General features: G+C 52.1%; 21 protein-coding genes. 4 read left to right on the top strand and 17 right to left on the bottom strand.

Annotated features, from left to right (window positions below; translation table 11 throughout):
- From BUB54_RS20425 to BUB54_RS15585, 5 genes are all read right to left on the bottom strand, one after another.
- On the bottom strand, positions 1–106 hold a 106-nt coding region (locus BUB54_RS20425), incomplete at its 3' end, for a CoA-transferase (protein WP_280521943.1).
- Between the two features lie 54 nt (positions 107–160).
- On the bottom strand, positions 161–1,360 hold the full coding sequence (locus BUB54_RS15570; RefSeq protein ID WP_048879300.1) for a porin family protein: 1,200 nt from the start codon (positions 1,358–1,360) through the stop codon (positions 161–163).
- Positions 1,361–1,467: 107 nt separating this feature from the next.
- Positions 1,468–1,824 (bottom strand): cupin domain-containing protein, encoded by a 357-nt coding sequence (locus BUB54_RS15575; RefSeq protein WP_048879301.1) that lies wholly within the window; start codon positions 1,822–1,824, stop codon positions 1,468–1,470.
- Positions 1,825–1,839: 15 nt separating this feature from the next.
- Positions 1,840–3,147, bottom strand: a complete 1,308-nt coding sequence (locus BUB54_RS15580; RefSeq protein WP_048879302.1) for an NAD(P)/FAD-dependent oxidoreductase — start codon at positions 3,145–3,147, stop codon at positions 1,840–1,842.
- Between the two features lie 9 nt (positions 3,148–3,156).
- Positions 3,157–4,620, bottom strand: a complete 1,464-nt coding sequence (locus tag BUB54_RS15585; RefSeq protein WP_199444707.1) for an APC family permease — start codon at positions 4,618–4,620, stop codon at positions 3,157–3,159.
- A gap of 172 nt (positions 4,621–4,792) precedes the next feature.
- Here BUB54_RS15585 and BUB54_RS15590 point away from each other — a divergent pair, with 172 nt between their 5' ends.
- Positions 4,793–5,836 (top strand): AraC family transcriptional regulator, encoded by a 1,044-nt coding sequence (locus BUB54_RS15590; RefSeq protein ID WP_082075690.1) that lies wholly within the window; start codon positions 4,793–4,795, stop codon positions 5,834–5,836.
- Between the two features lie 3 nt (positions 5,837–5,839).
- Here the strand turns inward: BUB54_RS15590 and BUB54_RS15595 are convergent, their stop codons facing one another.
- Genes BUB54_RS15595 through BUB54_RS15625 form a run of 7 tightly spaced genes read right to left on the bottom strand, consistent with a single transcriptional unit; the run spans position 5,840 to position 12,455 of the window.
- Entirely contained in the window at positions 5,840–6,793 is a 954-nt protein-coding gene (locus tag BUB54_RS15595) for an MBL fold metallo-hydrolase (protein WP_048879303.1), read from the bottom strand.
- Between the two features lie 6 nt (positions 6,794–6,799).
- Complete coding sequence (gene maiA, locus BUB54_RS15600; protein WP_048879304.1) at positions 6,800–7,447, bottom strand: maleylacetoacetate isomerase; 648 nt, start codon at positions 7,445–7,447, stop codon at positions 6,800–6,802.
- Positions 7,440–8,714 (bottom strand): fumarylacetoacetase, encoded by a 1,275-nt coding sequence (gene fahA, locus BUB54_RS15605; RefSeq protein WP_048879305.1) that lies wholly within the window; start codon positions 8,712–8,714, stop codon positions 7,440–7,442. Before fahA ends, maiA begins: the two co-directional genes overlap by 8 nt.
- The gene (gene hmgA / locus BUB54_RS15610) at positions 8,714–10,021 is read right to left on the bottom strand and encodes a homogentisate 1,2-dioxygenase (RefSeq protein WP_048879306.1); all 1,308 of its coding nucleotides are present in this window, start codon (positions 10,019–10,021) and stop codon (positions 8,714–8,716) included. Before hmgA ends, fahA begins: the two co-directional genes overlap by 1 nt.
- 45 nt (positions 10,022–10,066) lie before the next feature.
- Positions 10,067–10,258: a DUF2783 domain-containing protein gene (locus tag BUB54_RS15615; protein WP_048879307.1), complete on the bottom strand. Its 192-nt coding sequence runs from the start codon at positions 10,256–10,258 to the stop codon at positions 10,067–10,069.
- Positions 10,259–10,269: 11 nt separating this feature from the next.
- The gene (locus BUB54_RS15620; protein WP_048879308.1) at positions 10,270–11,877 is read right to left on the bottom strand and encodes an FAD-dependent oxidoreductase; all 1,608 of its coding nucleotides are present in this window, start codon (positions 11,875–11,877) and stop codon (positions 10,270–10,272) included.
- 38 nt (positions 11,878–11,915) lie between these two features.
- Positions 11,916–12,455 carry a VOC family protein gene (locus BUB54_RS15625; RefSeq protein WP_048879309.1) on the bottom strand — a complete coding sequence of 180 codons (540 nt, stop codon included), beginning with the start codon at positions 12,453–12,455 and terminating at the stop codon, positions 11,916–11,918.
- Between the two features lie 150 nt (positions 12,456–12,605).
- Between BUB54_RS15625 and BUB54_RS15630 the strand changes: the two genes are divergently transcribed.
- Positions 12,606–13,088, top strand: a complete 483-nt coding sequence (locus BUB54_RS15630) for a MarR family winged helix-turn-helix transcriptional regulator (protein ID WP_048879310.1) — start codon at positions 12,606–12,608, stop codon at positions 13,086–13,088.
- Positions 13,089–13,114: 26 nt separating this feature from the next.
- Here the strand turns inward: BUB54_RS15630 and BUB54_RS15635 are convergent, their stop codons facing one another.
- The 3 genes from BUB54_RS15635 to BUB54_RS15645 form a co-directional block, all read right to left on the bottom strand.
- Positions 13,115–14,521, bottom strand: a complete 1,407-nt coding sequence (locus BUB54_RS15635; RefSeq protein WP_048879311.1) for an aldehyde dehydrogenase family protein — start codon at positions 14,519–14,521, stop codon at positions 13,115–13,117.
- 103 nt (positions 14,522–14,624) lie between these two features.
- Positions 14,625–15,572: a helix-turn-helix domain-containing protein gene (locus tag BUB54_RS15640; protein ID WP_073211928.1), complete on the bottom strand. Its 948-nt coding sequence runs from the start codon at positions 15,570–15,572 to the stop codon at positions 14,625–14,627.
- A gap of 318 nt (positions 15,573–15,890) precedes the next feature.
- Positions 15,891–16,691, bottom strand: coding sequence for a MoaF C-terminal domain-containing protein (locus tag BUB54_RS15645; RefSeq protein ID WP_048879313.1), 801 nt, complete (start codon positions 16,689–16,691; stop codon positions 15,891–15,893).
- 128 nt (positions 16,692–16,819) lie between these two features.
- Here BUB54_RS15645 and BUB54_RS15650 point away from each other — a divergent pair, with 128 nt between their 5' ends.
- Both BUB54_RS15650 and BUB54_RS15655 read left to right on the top strand, forming a co-directional pair.
- Positions 16,820–17,860 (top strand): AraC family transcriptional regulator, encoded by a 1,041-nt coding sequence (locus BUB54_RS15650; RefSeq protein WP_073211921.1) that lies wholly within the window; start codon positions 16,820–16,822, stop codon positions 17,858–17,860.
- A gap of 422 nt (positions 17,861–18,282) precedes the next feature.
- On the top strand, positions 18,283–18,498 hold the full coding sequence (locus BUB54_RS15655) for a hypothetical protein (protein WP_048879315.1): 216 nt from the start codon (positions 18,283–18,285) through the stop codon (positions 18,496–18,498).
- Between the two features lie 472 nt (positions 18,499–18,970).
- Here the strand turns inward: BUB54_RS15655 and BUB54_RS15660 are convergent, their stop codons facing one another.
- Both BUB54_RS15660 and BUB54_RS21230 read right to left on the bottom strand, forming a co-directional pair.
- Complete coding sequence (locus tag BUB54_RS15660) at positions 18,971–19,822, bottom strand: hypothetical protein (protein WP_048879316.1); 852 nt, start codon at positions 19,820–19,822, stop codon at positions 18,971–18,973.
- A gap of 360 nt (positions 19,823–20,182) precedes the next feature.
- Positions 20,183–20,326 carry an ATP-binding protein gene (locus BUB54_RS21230; RefSeq protein WP_277813459.1) on the bottom strand — a complete coding sequence of 48 codons (144 nt, stop codon included), beginning with the start codon at positions 20,324–20,326 and terminating at the stop codon, positions 20,183–20,185.
- Positions 20,327–20,362 lie beyond the last annotated feature (36 nt).

The raw sequence follows: 20,362 nt of genomic DNA on the forward strand, positions 1-20,362 counted from the left end.
GCGGAATCCCGCACAAGCCAAACCCGCCAGACATAATCGTCATACCATCAAATAGCTTGCCACTCAGGGCCTCAACGGCATTGGAAGAAACTTTAGAAAACGGCATCTGGACTCACAGTTAACATGGAACGAGGCCGGGCATTACACCGGCCTCCAAAAATTAGAAAAGTAGACCAGCCTCTAGCGTGCTGACAAACTGAAACTTACCGTTGCCGCTATTACCATATCCGTAAGCGCTGCCATTATCACTACGATTATGAAGCAAATACAGCCCACCTGCATTTACACGCGCGAACAGATGTTTGTATTGCCAGGTAGGCGAAACAGCAAAGCCAACTGCCTCCGATTCTGGACCCACAAACCAATTGCCTGCGCCGATAGACTTTTCATACTCAACCCACCCGCCAACGGAATAAGGAGTATTTTTAAAGTCATAAGAGCTGAAAAGTGCGGCGCCAAAATTAGAGGTAAATTTGTCAATACCTACTTGATGGTCCGGTTTGGCGTAAACATACTGTACCTCTGGCACTACGCTTAAATTGCCGCGAGTGTAGCTGTAAAAGCCGCCAAACATCTGAGAGTTAACAAAGTACGACCCATACTCGCCAACAGTTAATCCATTCGGCCCCCAACCACTATTCAGTGCATAGGTATAAGCATTTAGACCCGTTCGTCCCAAATTGCCAGAATAATAGACGTAAAGCGAGTTGTTTTCGTTAAACGTATAATTGAGAGACGCCTGCAAAAAATTAAATACATGCGTATCCCAGCCATCACCGAACTCGACATTCAAAGTAGCTGAGCCAGCGTTATATGTCGCCAAAACACCATCTGCCTGATTGTTCTGGACGTAGAAAAGCGATGTTGTCAGTTGTGATGAATTAAGCCAATCTATTCCTGCTTCGTAACCCTCGAGTGAGCTAAGTCTCCCAGCCGAAACAGTAAAAGGCATATTCTTAGGCGCAATCGTCAAATATCCTGCGTAGAGAGGTCCGGTGCTAAAATTGCTGATGGACGTCTGCAGTAAGTGCCCATCGCTCCCATAACTAAGCGCACCAACCGTCAGAGGTGCCTGAGTTGCACCAACTTCGATCGTGAACTGCAAAATACCGCTATTCTTCTGTAGCTCTACCATCGCATTAGCAACGTTCATGCCATGAGACAATTGGCCGCTACTGGTATTCGATGCATAATATCCATATCCATCTACGCCACCCGAAATTGTTAACGGACCTAGAGGACCGCCATCAATTGAGATACCCTCCGGGCCATTCAGCGCAAAAGCCGGATTGCTACATATCCCAGCCAAAGAAATACCAAAAAACAGAACATGTGCTTTTAAATGAAAAAGCTTCACCATTCATCTCCCTAATATGATTAGTTTTATTTTCGCGTTCTATCGGTATAATCATCCAGCCCATTCGGCTGGAACGGAGTGACGCTCATAGGCCGCCACTCCGAATTGTCTTACACAACCGCCAAATAGTGCTTTACAAAACGAGGCGTATGAACTGTCCAGAGGACGGGCGTCCCCTTCTCTACCATCCAGCCTTCACCTTGCTTGTAGGTCACGGATTCACCGGTGCTTTCATTCGTGAGAGTGACTTCGCCTTCCAGCACCATGGCGTGCTCTGTAAACGGATAAACCATCCGAAAACGACTCTTGTTTACGCCAAAATAGCCAGCGCTAATCTGAGCATCCGGCCCGCCAAGAGTAAAGCTTCCGAACGCGGCCCCGACACCTTCGAGGATTGTTGAACCGAGATCAGCTACCGTTCCCCAACTATCAAGTTGAGGAATCGAAGAAGATTTAAGTGCGAGCATAGATAGTCCTTTCAATTAAAAATAAGGTGAACGACCATTCCAAAGGCCAGATACTTGGTTCCAGACCTTACCCGCGGTCATCCAAAGCGCACGCATCTTGTCCTTGCCTGCTACATTGATGTGAGGAATGCTAGCCATCAGATCATATCGTGCTGACCCTTCGCTCATTCCTTCAGCCAAAACCTTACAAACGATATGGCTTGGCGTGACTCCAAACCCTGAATAGCCCTGCACATAGAAAACATTTTTATGGTTCGGTAAGGTACCAATTTGCGGAAACAAATTGGCACTGCATGCCATAGGCCCTCCCCAGGCTAAATCGATATTCACCTTATCGAGGTAAGGGAATATTTTTAACATTAAAGCCTGATTCCATGTTGCGAGATCAGATGGAGTATATTCAACAAATCTTGTTGCGCTTCCAAACAACAATCGATTTTCACGTGTAACCCGGTAATAATTGATGATCGGGCTGATATCAGAGAATGCACCTTTGATCGGGCTAATTCGCTCGATTACATTATCAGGTAACACCTCGGTCATCATTTGAAAGGCGCAAGTGTTAATTGTCTTTTTATATATATAAGGCTCCATGTTCGCTAAGAAGCTATCACAGGCCCACAGCATCTTTGCAGCGCGAACCTTCCCACCTGCTGTCCGCACAGTGATTCTGTCGCCGTATGTCACCTCCAGAGCCGGACTGTGTTCGAATATCCGACCACCAAGCGACGTCAAAGCCCTCGCTTCCCCCAGGAGGAGATTTAATGAATGAACATGCCCTCCACCCATATGCTTCAAGGCAGCTTTATAGACAGAAGAGCCAACAATTTTTTGGACATCTGAGCCTGTCAACAACTCAATATCCTCTTGAGCGTCAACGTCCTTGAATTCTTTTAACCAACCTTGCAGCGTCTTCTCTTGCCTAGAATTATAAGCAAGGTACCCGTAGCCGTGACATAAATCTGCCTGGATATCGTATCTCTTTACGCGATCGGCAATAATTCCAGCGCCAAGGTTTGAGATTTTAAATATTGTCTCCAAGCCTTTTCCACCGACATGCTTTTTTACTTTTGTAATGTCATGACCAATACCTGCCATGACCTGGCCACCATTACGACCGGTACCACCATAGCCAAGATATTTTCCCTCGAGAACGACGATATTGGTGATGCCATGTTCCGCCAATTCGAGGGCCGTGTTTATACCAGAAAAACCTCCACCAATCACGACGATATCGGCATCGATATCTTTATCAAGGCGAGGAAAAGAGAGATCGTATTTTTTCGTTGCGAAATAATACGTTGGAGACTCGATTGTTTTCACGACTAAACCTCAGATCTTCTCGAACCCAATGCTCTTATAACGGGCTGGATCCGCTGCGCGCAGACGAATTGACAGTATACCCCCGATGATTGCGGCAAATAGGATCAATCCGGTCAAGCTATAGGATAGTAGCTTCGAAGCGCCGGTCAGCAGACTAAAATTAATCACGATAAAATAAAGCACTGTAACCAATAGCGCCCCCGCCACGACAGGCGCAATAAAAGAAGAAAATATACCGTCGGAAAGGTGACGATTTCGGGCAAAGAAAGCCGGCACTGCAAAAGAAGCAATTGCCATCAACGCAATAACGCCAAGCGTCCCAACATTTGTTAACCAGGAGAATAACGACAGCACAGGATCTTGTTTGGCGATCACAAAGATTAAGACAACGACAGCAGCAAGAACGGATTGCGCCACAGAACCAGTATGTGGGCTCTGATGGACATGATGCGTCTTACCAAAATACTGAGGCAGCAGCCCCTCGCGCCCCATTGCAAAGAAGTACCTCGCCACAGAATTATGGAAGGCAAGTAAACCAGCATAAACAGAGGTTACGAAAAGAACACTCATCAAAAGCGATAGCCAGTGCCCAGCATAACGGTTAGCCATTAGGAACAAGAAACGCGTTGGGTCCTGTAACCCGCCTAGGAACCCGACGAGCTTGTTTGTACCAATCGCGTTAACAAGACACCAACTAGACAACATGTAAAAACCGCCGATCAAAACGACTGAGAAATATGTTGCAAGCGGAATTGTACGCTTAGGATCCTTAGCTTCTTCGCCATAAATTGTTGTTGCTTCGAAACCGACAAAGCAAGCGAAGGCAAACACAAGACCGATAGAAGGCGACATAGCAAAGACCCTCGACGGCGCAAAAGGTGCCGCACTCAATCCAGATGCTCCACCTTTAGCTATAATGGCAACATCCAGTACAAGCACACACAGATATTCGGCCGCCACAAGCAAGGTCAGAACTTTGGCAGACAAGTCAACCTGACGGTAACCGAGCACAGCAATGCTGGCCATAGCTATGTAAGAATAAGCCCACCAAGGCAGATTGATACCAGCTTGCTGGAACAGGCTCTGCGCTGCTGCACCAAACATTCCATAGAGACCTATCTGCATCGTATTATAGCCGATAAGAGCAATCATGGAGGCCGCACCTCCAGCCACCCCTCCCAACCCCCGAGCAGCAAATGCGTAAAAGGCACCGGCATTAGTTATATGACGCGCTAAAGCACAGTAACCAACGGCAAACAGCGCTAGGATAATTACCGTAATCAGGTAAGAACCAGGCATTCCGGGGCCGTTTCCCAGAAGCATCCCTAGTGGTGCGCCGCCAGCAATAGCCACCAATGGCCCAGCCGCCGAAATTACAAAGAATGTGACCGCTCCGACCCCTAACGTACCTTTGCGTAGTTGGTTCGCCGCAGGAGCGAGTGGCGGTAAAGTATCGATATGTTCGTAGGACACTGAATGCACCCCCTAAAACCGGTTTACTTGTTTATTTAACTGAGAAGTTATGATTTCTCATAGGACAGCCTTTTAAACAGCAAGCCACAACATTAAGGCGATTGTAGAAAGCGCCAAATTTATGATAAGATACGCCAAATTCGTTTTATTCCCGGCCTAGACTGAGGATTAGATGCGTCGCAAGCATACACAGCTCGAATCCATACCAATGATACGCTCTTCAGTTGTAAACCAAGTGATAGATGCAATTCTTGCACAACCAAATGGTGCAAGTTTTTTACGACAACAGCACGGCATAAGAGAGCCGAAGGCAAATTTGTACGAGCAGATTCCACTATCTCGTTATCTATCTCTGTTTGAACATGCTGCTTTAGTAGCCAAAGATCCTTTACTTGGTGCTCGTATAGGCTTCACGAATCCGCCTGGAGAGCTTCTCGGGCCAATTGGCTTTCTGGTTCTCACTAGTCCTAGCCTGAGGATAGGGCTTGAACATCTTAGCCATTACATACGCGCATGGCAGGACACGACCGACATTAAATTACATCTCGGGGAAGATACCGCTACGTGGTCTTACCGGATTAATTCTTCAAATCTATGGCCTCGACGGCAAGATTCTGAGTTCACCCTAAGCGCGACATGCTCAATGATTCGCGCCTGCTTTGGTGAAAAATGGATTCCTTACGAAGTTCATTTTGAACATCATAGACCACAAGAATGGCGTGAATTAGAGAGAATGTTCAGATCTAAAATTCGGTTTGACCAATCTGACAACGCACTAGTTCTTGAACTAAATGATTTAGATCGACCTTTATTAAATAGAACTAGTTCTGGATTTGCACCATTTTTGCGGAAGCATATCGAAGACATTCTAGCTGATGAACCTGAGACCATTCCGCTTGAACATCAAGTCAGACAGATAATTTCCCGCGATCTTGGTAAGGTTCCAGTGAACCTTACGTCCCTTTCAGCTGAGTTGGGTATCCCAGCTCGTACGCTACAACGGCATTTGGCCGAGCAAGGAACATCTGTTCGTGAAATCATTCGAAAATTAAAGCAGCAAGAGGCTAGAACTCTACTAACGCAAAGTAATCGCCATATTGGCACAGTGTCCCAAGCAGTGGGATACACTGATCAAGCCGCTTTCTGGCGTGCGTTCAAATCCTGGGAAGGCGTTTCGCCCGCCGATTACCAGCGGGCGAAACGTAAGAAGAGATAAGGATTACCCTTGTAATGCAGCCCACATGTCACGGTCACGCTCAGCCGTCCAAATACGGGGATTCTCAATCCCCAGCGCCTCATCGTAGGCACGCGCGACGTTAAAGGGCAGGCAATGCTCATAGATTGCATAATTACCAAACTTGTGGTCGCACGCCGCACGACAAGCTGTCATCGCGTCCTTTAAAGAGCCGCCACGTGCTGCGACCTCCGCCACGGCGTTATAGGTCGAGGTCACAAAGTCCTTGGTGGCGTCCAAACCAGCCTGTACCATTTCAGCCCCTACCAGCGCATCACCACGACCGGGCGCAATAGACTTTGGATTGTATCGCGCAATGGCATCCAATGTGGCGGGCCAGTCATTGTAATGCGCATCGCCGCAATAGCAGGCGGAATGATACTCCACGATATCACCCGTGAACATCACGCCCGCATCTGGTACCCAAGCCACAATGTCACCTGCCGTATGCGCCCGGCCAAGCTGCAGCAGTTCCACGCGTCGCTTGCCAAGATAAACCGTCATTTTGCCATTGAAGGTCATTGTCGGCCAGGTCAGCCCCGGCACAGACTCAGCAGCCTGGAACAAGCGCGGGAACCGGCCAAGCTCAGAGGCCCAGTCCTCATTGCCCCTCTCCTGGATCATGCCGCGGCATTTTTCGGAAGCAACGATCTCCGATGCGCCATAAGCGGAGGCGCCCAAAACGCGCACAGCATGGTAGTGCGAGAGCACGACATATTTGATCGGCTTATCCGTTACGCTACGAATTTTTTCAATTACACGCTGCGCCATGGCGGGGGTGGCCTGGGCATCTATGATCATCACGCTGTCATCACCGATGATCACGCCGGTATTCGGATCTCCCTCGGCGGTATAAGCATAAAGGTTCGGGCCGACCTCAGTAAAAGAGACTTTTTTCTCGGTGAGATCACCTGTGGAGGCAAAGGAAGGTGTCGACATAGCAGATTATCCTTTTTCAAAATCAGATTGGTTTTCTGGCGCCGCATTGATGAAAGCAGGCAGCGAATGAGCCGCTTCGTCAACGCGGCAAAGGCCGGGATATGGGGTGAGGTCCAGACCGAAGCGGCGGGCGTTATAAAGTTGCGGCACGATACAAAGATCGGCGAGGCCGGGTTCGTCGCCAACGGCAAAACGTCCAGCCGTTTTCCGCAACCGGGCTTCAATCGCGGTAAAGCCCGCCTCCATCCAATGCCGGTTCCAGGCGGCGCGGCCTTCTCCACTTTCCCGGTAATCGGCGCTTAACTTCCCAAGCACGCGCAAATTGCCGACAGGATGAATATCGCAGGCAATGATGCAGGCAATTTCCCGGGCATAAGCGCGCGCGGCCAGATTACTGGGCAACAATGACGGCGTCGGATGCGCCTCTTCGAGATATTCGATGATGGCCAAAGACTGTCCCAACGCCACCCCCTCCTCGCTGAACCAAGGTACAAGCGCCAGCGGATTCAAGGCGCGGTACGCTTCGCCGTGCTGTTCTCCCTTGCGCAGATGCACCGGCACATGCGTGACGCTCAGCCCTTTCAGGAGGAGCGCAATGCGCACTCGGTAAGCCGCAGTGGAGCGGTAATAGCCATGGAGTGTACGCTCAACCATCGCACCATTCCGGGCGCAAGGAAGGTGCTGGAAGAATTGTCCCCTCGCAGACACCAAACCCAATACGATAGTCAGGCCCTTGCGCCCATCCCGTGAGCGTAAGCGTGTCCCCGTCCTCAATGAAGCGCCGCTCAACGCCACCTTCCAACAGTAGCGGCTCCTTGCCGCCCCAGGTAATTTCCAGCAACGAACCACGGCTACCTTTGTCCGGACCGGAAATGGTGCCCGAGCCCAGCAGATCACCCACCTCCATCTTGCAGCCGCCAATGGCGTGGTGCGCCAGTTGCTGCGCCGCCGAATAATAGAGCTCGCAAGTGTTTGTCCGCGAAATCATATTATCGCCATCCTGCCCGGCGGCACGCATATGCACCTCCAAATGAACGTCATAACGCATCGGAGCTAGCTCGCGCAGATAGGGCAACAACGGGCGCACCCGACTAGGACTTGGCAAACGGAACGGCTCAAGCGCGGCCTTGGTTACCACCCAGGGGCTAATAGAAGTAGCGAACGCTTTCGCCTGAAAGGGACCCAGCGGCTGATATTCCCAGGCTTGGATGTCACGGGCCGACCAATCATTCAGCAGCACATAGCCGAAGATCAACTCATCGGCCTCAGCCACGGTCAATGGCTCACCCATCTGCGTCCCCTGCCCCAGCACCGCTCCAAACTCCAATTCGATGTCGAGGCGTTTGGTGGGGGAGAAGATGGGAAAGTCCGCCTCAGGTGGCTTGATCTGCCCCAGAGGGCGGCGCACGGGTGTTCCACTGACCACAACGGTGGATGCGCGACCATTATAGCCGATGGGAATGCTGAGCCAGTTTGGAGGCAACGCATTTTCTGGGCCGCGGAACATAGTGCCAACATTTTCTGCGTGGTGGCGCCCGGCATAGAAATCCGTATAACCAGCCACCTCGAAGGGGAGATGCATACGCACAGCCGTCTGCGAAATCAGCACCTTCGCGCGCAAGTCAGCATCATCACGCAGTGCCGGGTTGCCGTTCTCTACGAACAAATCCATCAACTGGGCGCGAATATTGGCCCAAACGGCCTTACCCTGTGCCATGAAGGCATTGAGCTTTGGTTGGTCGAAGCCAGGAGCTTCAATCAACCCCGCACGCTCCAGCGCCGCCAGATCAGCCACATACCCACCGATAGCTGTGCCGCAACGCGGCATCTCACCATCCCGGCTAAACACGCCATAGGGCAGGTTGTTCAACGGAAAATCGCCATCCGGCGCATTCGCGTCTTCAAGCCAGCTGCGCAGCATCACTTCACCCCCGGAGTGCCGTCAAATTTCTTCTCAAGCCCGGCCCAGCAAGCCGGATAATCTGGCTGCAAACTTGGCAAGTCGGCCGCATATTGGGTGAGAAGCTGCGGCAACCGCGTCTCAAACATGAAAGCCATAGTATTGCTGAGTTTCTGTGGTTTCAGTTCGGCGGTACTTGCTTTCTCAAACGCCTCGGCATCCGGTCCATGCGGAAGCATGCAGTTATGCAGGCTCATGCCGCCCGGCGCAAAGCCATGTTCCTTCGCATCGTACTGACCATAGATCAGTCCCATAAACTCGGACATAATATTCATGTGATACCAGGGCGGGCGGAAGGAATGTTCCGCTACCAACCAGCGCTCAGGGAAGATCACAAAATCAACATTCGCGGTTCCAGCTTCGCCCGTCGGAGCGGTGAGTACTGTAAAGATCGACGGATCCGGATGATCGAACAAGATCGCGCCAACTGGTGAGAAGGTGCGCAGATCATATTTGTACGGCGCGTAATTGCCATGCCAAGCCACTACATCGAGCGGCGAGTGATTAATCATCGTCTCATGAAACTGGCCGCACCATTTAACTACGACGCGCGCCTTCACGTCGCGATCCTCAAATGCTGCTACTGGCGTTTTAAAGTCACGGGAATTGGCAAGACAGTTAGCACCGATCGGCCCGCGCTCCGGTAAAGTGAATTTGGCGCCGTAATTCTCGCATATATAACCACGCGCCGTACCATCCAACGGTGCGACGGTGAATTTCAGCCCGCGCGGCAATACCGCGATCTCGGCCGGTCCGATCTCCATAATACCGAGCTCCGTGGCAATGCGCAGCCGCCCGTGATCAGGCACCAGCATCAACTCACCATCGGCATTATAGAAATACTCATCCTGCATCGGCGCGTTGATCAGGTAGATATGCGCGGCCATGCCGGTCTGGGAGTAGACATCGCCTGCTGTTGTCATGGTGCGCATGCCGGTCAGGAAGGTCAGCTGTTCATCCGGCAACGACACCGGATCCCAGCGCAGTTGGCCAAGAGGTAAGCCATGTTCCACCACATGCGGCGCAGACTTCCAGAAAGGTAGATCAAACCGCCGGAACGCTCCAATATGCCTTACGGAAGGCCGGATGCGGTACAACCAGGAGCGCTCATTGCTACCGCGCGGCGCTGTAAAGGGTGACCCGGAAAGCTGCTCGGCATAAAGCCCATAAGGACAGCGTTGCGGCGAGTTCTGCCCCTGCGGTAATGCGCCAGGCAGAGCTTCTGTTTCAAAATCATTGCCGAATCCCGGCAAGTACTCAAGTGCCATCTATTAACTCCCCAACCGCGTTTAGGCGTTTCCGATTATTTGGCGTCAAAGCCGACCACCAGCCATCCGCAGTGCCGAGCGAATGACCTCACGGTCGCCGATATGATTGGCTAGAATTAGGACCAGCTTGCAATTCATCATGGCCGCTTCGGTGTCATTCATCCGGCGCTGGCTGTCGATGAGCTCTTTATAGAATCCATCGGGGTCGTCGATGTTCGGATTAAGATTCAGATCCATGCTTAACTCCTTCAAGACGCCATCGCGCGGGCCAGTGCGCGGCTGATCTTGGCTTTGTCGAAACGCTTCCAGCGCGCGGCGATATATTGGTCTGGCCGAATAAGATAGGTTGTACCTGGATCGGCACCATAACGGATAGCCAGATGGCCAGATACGTCCTCGATATCTTTTCCAACCTCCAACACCTTTGCTTGAACACGTCCAAACGCCACATACTCAGCCGGCACCGGACCAAAGCTCAGCACAGTAAATCCGCGGCCGGTCTGGTTCAGAAACCAAGCATCCTGGTCATGAACACGAACCGGTGCATCCGCTGCATTTGTACCGGGTGCCACACCGCCAGGGAATGGCTCTTCATCAGGCGTATTCAACGAAGAGTTGGCATAAGGTGTAGGCATGGAAAGCCGCCCGCTATTAACCAACCGGCGGGCAAAGGGACATTCGTGTGCCAACCGCAGCACCGCATCGCGGTACAGACGGCTCGATGGCGTTTTCGGCGTGATGAAATCTGTCGAACGCGTCGAGTTCAGGATATTATCATCCGCCGCAAAAGCCCGCTCCTCATGATAACTATCAATCAGCGCCTCAGACGCGTCGCCGTCGACCACAAGCTTCAGCTTCCACATCAAATTATCAGTATCTTGTACACCTGAATTCGCGCCCCTCGCCCCGAAAGGCGACACCTGATGCGCTGAGTCTCCGGCAAAAATCACCCGCCCATAACGGAAATTGTCAATCCGCCGACAAGCAAACTGATAGACAGAAGCCCATTCCAGCTCGAATGGACGATCATCCCCTAGCATAGCGCGCACACGCGGAATAATACTTTCCGGCTTCTTTTCTTCCGCGGCATCACAATCCCATCCGAGCTGGAAATCGATACGCCATACATCGTCCGGCTGCCGGTGCAGAAGTACTGACTGATTGGGATGAAATGGCGGATCAAACCAGAACCAACGCTCGGGCGGATATTCAGCGCTCATGATGACGTCCGCGATCAAGAAGCGATCTTGGAAAGCCTGGCCTGCCCACTGCGCGCCAACCATATTACGGACGCTTGAATTCGCACCGTCGCAGGCGAGTACCCAATCGGCTTCCATGGTGAATACGCCGTCCGGTGTTTCAACCGTTAGAGCAACATAACCATCTTTCTGCTCTAATGCAGTTATCTTGTGCTTCCAGCGCAAGTCAACCTGCTGTTTCCTTGAAATCGCCTCGACCATATATTCTTCGAGATAATATTGCTGGAGGTTTATCATCGCCGGCATTTTGTTGTCGGCCTCAGGCAGCAGATCAAACTGATAGGATAGTGCGTCCTTAAAAAATACCTTGCCTAACTTCCAGTTAACCCCCTTGGCAGCCATACGTTCACCAACTCCAAGACGGTCAAGCACTTCCAGTGTACGCTTGGCATAACACACCGCGCGCGAGCCCATTGAGACAGTGTCATTATCATCAAGAATGACACATGGCAGACCTTGATTCGCCGCATCCAAGGCCGCAGCCAACCCAACCGGCCCAGCACCAATAATCACCAGTTTATGTCGCAGAATTTCTCCGGCTTTTTGCTCCGGGGATTGCTTATAGCTGAACCGGGGATGGGTATAGGTTTTCAGCATTTCCTCTTTTTCCTTCGCGGATTTTTTCAGCGTCTGGTTTAGCGACTGCCGAATTCGATCTCGTGCGTCCAGGCCATATAACGGGGCGGCGTCTTGGTAAGATTCCAATCACGCAGCATCAAATCCGCTACATCCTGCATACGGTTTAATTGCTCTGCAGTAGCAGTGTTCACTGCGAGTTCAATGCGATGTCCATTTGGATCGCGGAAATAAATGGAGTGGAACAAGGCATGATTTGTGGGACCCACGACATCAAGCCCAGCTTCTTCCAGACGTTTCTTTGTCGATATCAGTTCATCGATGCTCTCAAGTTCGAATGCCAAATGCTGCACCCAATCCGGGGTATTACGATCCCTATCCATCTCCGGCGCGTTAGGAAGCTCGAAGAAAGCCAGGACATTGCCACCACCCGCATCAAGAAAGATATGCATATAAGGGTCAGGGGCCTTGGTAGACGGCACATGATCCTCGGCGAAGGCGCCTATCAGCCTCATGCCAAGATGCATCTTATAGAATTCGGCTGTCTCGCCCGCATCCTTGCAACGATAGGCAACATGATGGATTTTCTGGATCGTCACGGTATGATTCCTAGATCGTTTCTTTGATCATATTAGTAACATATGATACGATAATCATCAAGGATGAATTTTATGCTCAGCCAAAATTTGTCTATTGATATGATGCATGCATGATTTTAGGTATCATTTGTTACAGACAGGACACGGGCAATGGCGACTCCTAAGACAAAACGCGACGAAGCCTCACCGAAACTGACCTTGAACGCCTTCCTACCTTACCGCCTGGTCGTGCTGGCGGATGAAATTTCGCGGACGGTCGCTCATATCTATAGTGACCGCTTCAACCTTACCCGCCCTGAATGGCGTGTCATGGCTTCGTTGCAGGAGCTTGGCCCCGTCTCCGCCACTGAAATCTGCGCCCACTCCACCCAGGACAAAATGACTGTCAGCCGCGCTGTTGCCAGTCTGGAGGCAAGTGGCCTTTTGCACCGAAATGACGACCCACAAGACCGGCGCAACAAGCGCCTTGAACTGACTCAAGCTGGGCGTGTCTTGTACCAAAAGCTTGTTCCGCTGGTGTTGGCACGGGAGGAATATCTGATCGAAACCCTTAGCCCAGAAGAGCGGACCTTTTTGGATAAGCTCTTGACCACATTGCTCCAGCGCGCCCGGGAACTTGAGAAGCGGGGCTGAGCTACAACATCTCGCCCCACCCCACCTCAAACCAGCAGCGTCTGAATGGTGGTGAACTCCTTCAGTCCCTCAACACCAAATTCCACTCCCATACCGGACTGCTTAACCCCGCCAAACGGCGCATTTGGCTGCACGGCGCCATGCTTGTTGATCCAGACCGAACCACATTCGAGCCGCGTGGCAACAGCCTTGGCGGCTTCGATGTCTTTGGACCAGACCGAACCGCCTAGGCCGAACGGGCAGTCATTGGCCTTAGCTACAGCCTCCTCGACGGTGCCGTAGCGGATAATCGGCAAAGCCGGGCCAAACTGCTCCTCATCCACAAGGCGGATACCATTATCGACGTTGGAGACTAGAGTAACTGGATAAAAGAAGCCTGGTCCATTGCCTGGATTGCCGCCCAAAAGCACCTTCCCACCATGCAACTTGGCGTCTTCCACCAACTCCCGTACCAAGGCCAGCTGCTTTTCGTTCTGCACCGGCCCTAGAATACTATCTTCCAGAAGCCCATCACCAACCTTCACCTGAGAGGCATAAGCCGTCAGTGCGTCACAAACAGCATCATGGATGCTGTCATGCACGTAGAGACGCTTGAGCGCTGCACAGGTCTGGCCGTTATTAATGAAAGCGCCCCAGAACAGCCCTTCGGCAATAGCCTGCGGGTCAGCATCCGGCAGAACGATACCGGCGTCATTGCCGCCCAGTTCAAGCGTCAACCGCTTAAGGGTACCGGACGCCGCTTCCATCACTTTTTTGCCAACGGGCGTCGAGCCTGTAAAGACGACCTTGCTGATGCCAGGATGGGAAGAAAGCTGACCACCGAGCCCGCCTTCACCAGTAACTACATTGATAACGCCTGGCGGCAGAACCTCGTTCATCAGTTCCACCATGCGAATGGTGGAGAGCGGCGTGAGGCTGGAGGGTTTATTGACGACAGTATTCCCCGCCCGGATGGCAGGTAGCACGTGCCAACAAGCAATCATCACCGGCCAGTTCCAGGGGGTGATGGAGCCAACGACGCCAATCGGCTTGCGGTGCAACTCTACCCTGCCCTCAGGCGTATCCTGAAGGATCTCAACAGACAGGGTTAGATCCGCCGTTGCTCGCGCCCAGGCGACAGCGCCACCAATCTCAAAACGTGACCCCAGACCGTTGAGAGGCTTACCCTGCTCGAGCGTGAGCAGCTCCGCCAACTCCTCTGTATGAGTCTCGATAATGTCCGCGACCTTATGACAAAGCGCCTGACGTTCCGCATCGGGCGTAGCGGCCCAAGCAGGAAAAGCTGTCGCGGCAGCGGCCACCGCCTTGTCCAAATACATCTGCGTGGCTAACGGCATCATCCCCACCACAGCGCCGTCTGCCGGGTTGCGCACCTCCGCATACTGCGCGGTCTGAAGCTTCTTGCCGTTAATCACGAGGCCATAATGGGTCATGCCGGTAATCCCCCTCTAATTTTGGAGACTAATTAGGCAGTTCTAACGGCCCCCGTCTTGGACAAACGCGCAGTCTGATTTGGACAAAAACGCACCATCACCTTCAGTTGGGCCGCAGGAAATCCCCTGGAGTTCCTCCAAACATGGAACGGAAACTCCGATTGAAGTAGGAGATGTCATTAAACCCTGCAGAGAGCGCGATGGACGCTATGGTCTCGCCCTGACGCAGCCCGTATCTCCTAAGGCGGTCATGCACGCGACGTAGCCGGCATTCACGAATGACTTCCGTGCAACTCTGGCCGGAGATACGGAAATCTTCCTGCAATGTCCTTATCGACACACCGAGGCGATCTGCCAGCCAAGTCACCCCCAACTCAGGTATCGTCAGATTTTGCTCAATTAAAAATCTAGCTCGCTGAAGCCTGATCTCCGCAGCCTCGACCACGCCCCCTTTCGGCACGGCGTCTATCAAACTCTGCCGGATAGCGTCATTCAATAAACCAATAAGTGGCTGGGCCTCAGGTTCACTTGGCATCGTGAGCAATTTGGCGAAGAGGGCACGCAGTACAACTGCCATAGGATCGTACCCATCAAGCTTGCGCGGCCCCCCCAATCCCATGGGTTGTGCAGCCAAGATCGCCTGCCGCGGCAAATGCAACGAGACATGATTTGAAAGCGTTCCACCGAAATTAAACGCCAAAGGTACGGCGGAATCAAGCAACGTGCAATCTCCCGCAGCAAGCATGAACCTTACATCCCGCTGCTCCACGCCGCATTGCCCTTCAACCTGAATAAGCAGCAGCAGATCGCCCTTGTCATCCCTACGAATATCGGAAGGTGATCTGACGATCCGATCTAAATCATTAACCACATGCGCGAAAACCAAACCCGACAATTCCTTGCGGCTGACTCCCCCCCGGACTTGCTTCCCGGGTTCCACCGGCTTGGGTTGGAAGCGACCACACACCGCATGCAAGTCCTCGGCCCATTTGTCGAACCGGTTGGTAGACCATTGGCGGTTGGCCAGCGTGCTTATCCTGCTCAGATCCACGTTAAACTCCCTCGCCGAAGACGCAGCTTCTACGCAAATCATTTTTATCCGCTACCAAACGATTTAGAATATTCAAAAAATTGCGTTAACAAAGTCTATTCGCTCATCTCAGATAGATTATAGAACTCGCTATCTGACCGAGGACAAGCTTCTAGTCTGAAATGTGTGATGTTTGATAAGGTACTCTTTTAAGTACAACTTCTTAAAGCGCTAAAGCAACAAACAAGCACAACTCAAGGCGGCTAAAGCAACGCTGTATTGACGCCGTTCATCAACCCAGAATTACGCAAGCAAGCGAAGCCAACTTTTAAGGGTTCGCTAAGTCATTAGCGGTTGACTGGAATTAATCGCTTCAACAAACGCGCCAATTTTAAAGTTAGAAAATTCTCCATCAACAAAATCGGCTTTACCAAAAATTTTTCCGTCCGTCTTACCACGCGCAAGATCCAGGAGCACAACACCAAGCGTCGGCACAACTTTCTCTTGCCAAACAAATAGATATAAATTATCGCGCAACTTAAAATAGTGGCAAAGATCTGTATCCGCTAAGCCTGCTTCCACTCCTTTAAGACAATGCCATGTATAGAATGTCTCGTTAAGATAAAGATGCTCGTAAACTTCTGTAGGGCTATAGCGGTAACGCACATGTTTACCCAACAGCTCTTTAGTACGAGGAAAACCAAAGCCATGCCCCCCACCGTCTATCCGTGCATTCCGAAACACCACAGAAACCGTGGTAAGCGCTAGTCCAGCAGCAGCTCGTTCTTGTAAGACGACAGACGCCTCTTCGCGAGCTGGTAGCTTGCCTTGAAGCTGTAAAGCTCGCCCAGAAACCATGTCCGCAACCAGTGATACTGCCTGATTGTCCGTAATATAGTCGACAAAATAAACCCCTTCGCACAAAGATGTTACGCGTACATTCGTACGCAAACCATTAGGCAAGTTGATAATCTGTTGGTTGCCGTCTAAGTCTATATTGGCGTTCCAACTAGAGCCATCTTCAAAAAGAAGCTCTAAAGACTTCCCGGAAAAATCGTGGCAGGGAGGTAATGTGTTGCTGTCTGTAGCAAAACCCTGCCCCAAATCTCCCACAGATATCCAATTTGCTGCAGCGCTCATGCACTTCCCTCCTTTTAAATCTAATTCTACAGGGGATTAAAATATGCTGATATCCAAAACACGGGAAATAGCGAAATGCGCCGAAGTTGTGATAAAATCCGCCACGGCATAGCAAAACGGAGCTCAGCATGGCGAATGGCTTGCAGACTTTCACCCCAGAAATTCGATCACCGTTGATATCTATTTTGCTAAACGGCTTGAGGGGAGAAGCCATGCGTAGGAGGGCGCGAGAGCGGCTAGGCATCTCCAGCCCCATGCTTGAAGCCCGTCTGTCGGCAGTACCTCTAACCCGTTACGTCGCGCTATTCGAGGAACTTGCGATCTATCACAGAGATCCGTTACTAGGTGCACACCTCGGTATGTCACAGACTGCCGCAGATGCATTGGGGCCACTTGGTTTTCTCCTCCTGGCAATGCCAACAATGGGTCAAGGTCTTGAAGCTGTAGCCAGATACATAAGCACATGGCAAACAGGAACAACTGTCGTGCTAAACCACTCCCGGGACGAAGCCTTCTGGAGTTACCGTATTGACGATTCAAAAATCTGGCCACGACAGCAGGACTCTGAATATACTTTAGCGGTAATGTGCTCCGCGATGCGCAGCCGTCTAAATCCTGGTTGGCGTCCTCTAGAAGTGCATTTTGAGCACGAAAAGCCTGCCTCTGCCTCAGCCCTTCGCTCGCTGTTCCAGGCGCCGATTCGGTTCAGCCAACCCGTTAACCAGTTCGTACTCGACCCCACAGAGCTGGATCTACCATATCAAACTCCGTTTGCTTGCTTTATTCCTTATGTTGAAGAGTATTTGCGCGCATTAATTCCCCAGCACACCGTAGCGCCGGACATTGTTTCTCAAGTTCATAATGCTGTCCGGGGGGCAATGAGTCATCGTGAAATATCTCTCGACTGGGTTTCACAGACACTTCAAATATCACCACGCACCCTACAGCGCCAACTTGCGACTAACGGAACCAATCTTCGAAAAATTATCCAGGAAGTACGAGAGAATGAGGCCGCGGCTTTGCTCCAGACAGGCCAGCGCCGTAGAACAGACATCGCTCATGCGCTCGGCTATTCGGATCACACTGCTCTCTGGCGAGCATCTCGCTCATGGAGTAACCGCTCCCCTAAAACTAACTCCAAGAGCTCAACTGAATTGAAAAAATGTTGATTTCACTGAGAATCCCCATAAAATGCCGAAAGTTTTTTTGTGCAGATCATTGCCCACTCAGCTTCTACCTTATCGAAGCCGCGTACGAGGTATGGCCAGAGCCTCTGGCTTGTTTGATCTGTCCGAAGACCGTTTCTACGGTATATTTGTAGATCCGGTAGCGGCATTGCTGGGCGCCCCTTCGGAGTCTGACGCGTACGACCTGAACCAGCTTGCCGACTTTTTCCGCCACCCCGCTTACTTGCTCGTCCCACCAGCAGATAGCCGCATACTGCACACGCTTTGAGACCCTCGAGATTAGCTTCTGAATAGAAGTTATTATCGGCGGGGACGGACCTCGTTAGGCATTTCGCCGGTATTGACTCCAACCGTATCGAGAAGGACCCGCAGGGCATCCTCATCGGAACCATTGTGGCTAACGGATGCACCACGATGATCTGGGCGCCAACATCGACTGCGGCCTACACATTATACGCCTGGATGACGCCATCGCGCGCTTTCATGATCCGGCTTTGCGGATCGATGAAGGCTTTCAATGGACTTATCAAATATCGCGGCTGAAAGCTCGATTCGATTTAGCTTTAGGTGCTTCACAACGCGTGCGGAATTCGAATTTGTCTTTTCTGAAACTCAACTGATGATCGAAGACCTGAAGACGACGCTTATCCGATCACCGTGGGACAGATTATGTGATCCCGCTTCCCGTAATGTTTCTGATTGCAAGCAATACAGGAGTTACCGCACATTAGGTATGAACGGCAACAGTTAGGAAGTTGCGCTTCTCGTCCTTCAATACCTTTAACAAAGTGCCGATGTAGGCAGCACGGTCTCCTCCAGATCCACAGTAGTGCCTAGGTTAGCGCAGTGGAGGGCGCCGCTTAACTCAACCATCAGATATTCGACAGCCCGGCCGATTCAAATAGCACTTGCGACCGGATTCCATGTTGCGCCCCCACGAAGTCCCGATATCGTCCACTGGCCGGAATAGCTTCGTCATGTCAATTTTCAACCGCCCCCAGCCTCATTAGAACGCCGCGGCCTCATCATGCCCATCACCGCCCGCGTCGCTGTGTTTGATCCCTCCTCCCGGACACTCGCTCGGCCCGAAGGCTAAGTTCGCGCCAAAATTCCATATTGCTCGCGCGGCTCGCCGCTTGGCGGCGGGTAAGGTTGGCAAAATTTCGCCAAATCCGCGCCGATACGTGCCACCCGCCCCAACGCCTTACCATGACGCCGGAGCTGCGCCGTCAAAGCAGACGACTTCTCCTCAAATACCTGCGCAATCCGGCGGCTCAACATTCTTTCCCGCAGCATCGAAGCCTGCTTCAGGCCGCCTGCGCGGGCTTCCGAGGCTTGGTGAACCGTCTGCACTGCCTGCTCAGTTCCACGCCGCAACCCGGCCGTACAGTCTATCAGCGCCAACGCCGCCTGCTTCTCCGATACTTCTACAAAATTCGGCAAGATATTGTTCAGCACATCACTACGGCCAATCTCACGCCGGTCGCCTAGCGGCCGCCGGGCGATGATCTCGGCGCTCTCCGCCCCTTCCGACGTCACGATAAAGCTCTGCTCACGGTGCCAGCTACCCGTTGTATAAGCCCCAAACGCAGAGATCAGCTTCGTGCCAGTTGGCATGGCATGGATATGCTCGGTAACTGTGCTCCTTTGCGCGGTATTGGTGGTCAACACTTCGCCATAGGCCAACTGAACTCTACCATTTGGCTCGCCTTGCAAGCTCTCCCACGCCACTAGCCTTCCCCTGCCCGTGGAGGTCTTCAAGGTCCGCCCAGCATCATCAATGGCGGCGATCTCCAGCGCCGTGCCGTTGCACCCGATATTCTCGACCGTGCCGGTCTCTACGAACTTCGCATTCGTGCACCTGAACAGACGTACGCGATTATTCACGGCTAGCGCCAATTCATAGTCCCACTCCCCCGCGCCATCGGTGGCCCTGAGTGTCATAACGCCTGACACGATATCTCCCCTATCCCGGAGCTGCTGTCAGATAGCCAAGCTGAAGTCATGCGCTTGAAACTTGCTCGGCGCGCTCGCTGATATGGAAAATTCCGGTCCGTCCCAGTTTGCTTCAAGCCGCTACTGCCAAAGCCGGGCAACATATTGCACCGCCTCCTCATACGCGCACGGCACGATTTTGAGGGCATCGTTTTCATCTTTATGGCGTGTCGTGTTGATTTACACTTAGAACCTCAGCGCAAATCAACAACTCGGCCATTTGGCGGCGCAAAAGCCGGTCACACAGTTTGCGCGTGGGAGAGACCTACTCGGGCTACTCCCCTCACGCCCCCACGCGCGGTGATTTTTTCAGGGTGTCCGACTGGCCTTGCGCGCCCGGATTTGGGCAAGGCGGTAGCTATCGCCATTCATTTCCAAAATCGAGACGCGGTGGGTCAGGCGGTCGAGTAAGGCACCCGTGAGACATTCGGATCCGAAGGTTTCGGTCCACATAGCAAACGGAAGGCAAACTGAATGCCGGAGAGCGGT

It is taken from the genome of Acidocella aminolytica 101 = DSM 11237 (assembly GCF_900129125.1).
Classification (GTDB): domain Bacteria; phylum Pseudomonadota; class Alphaproteobacteria; order Acetobacterales; family Acetobacteraceae; genus Acidocella; species Acidocella aminolytica.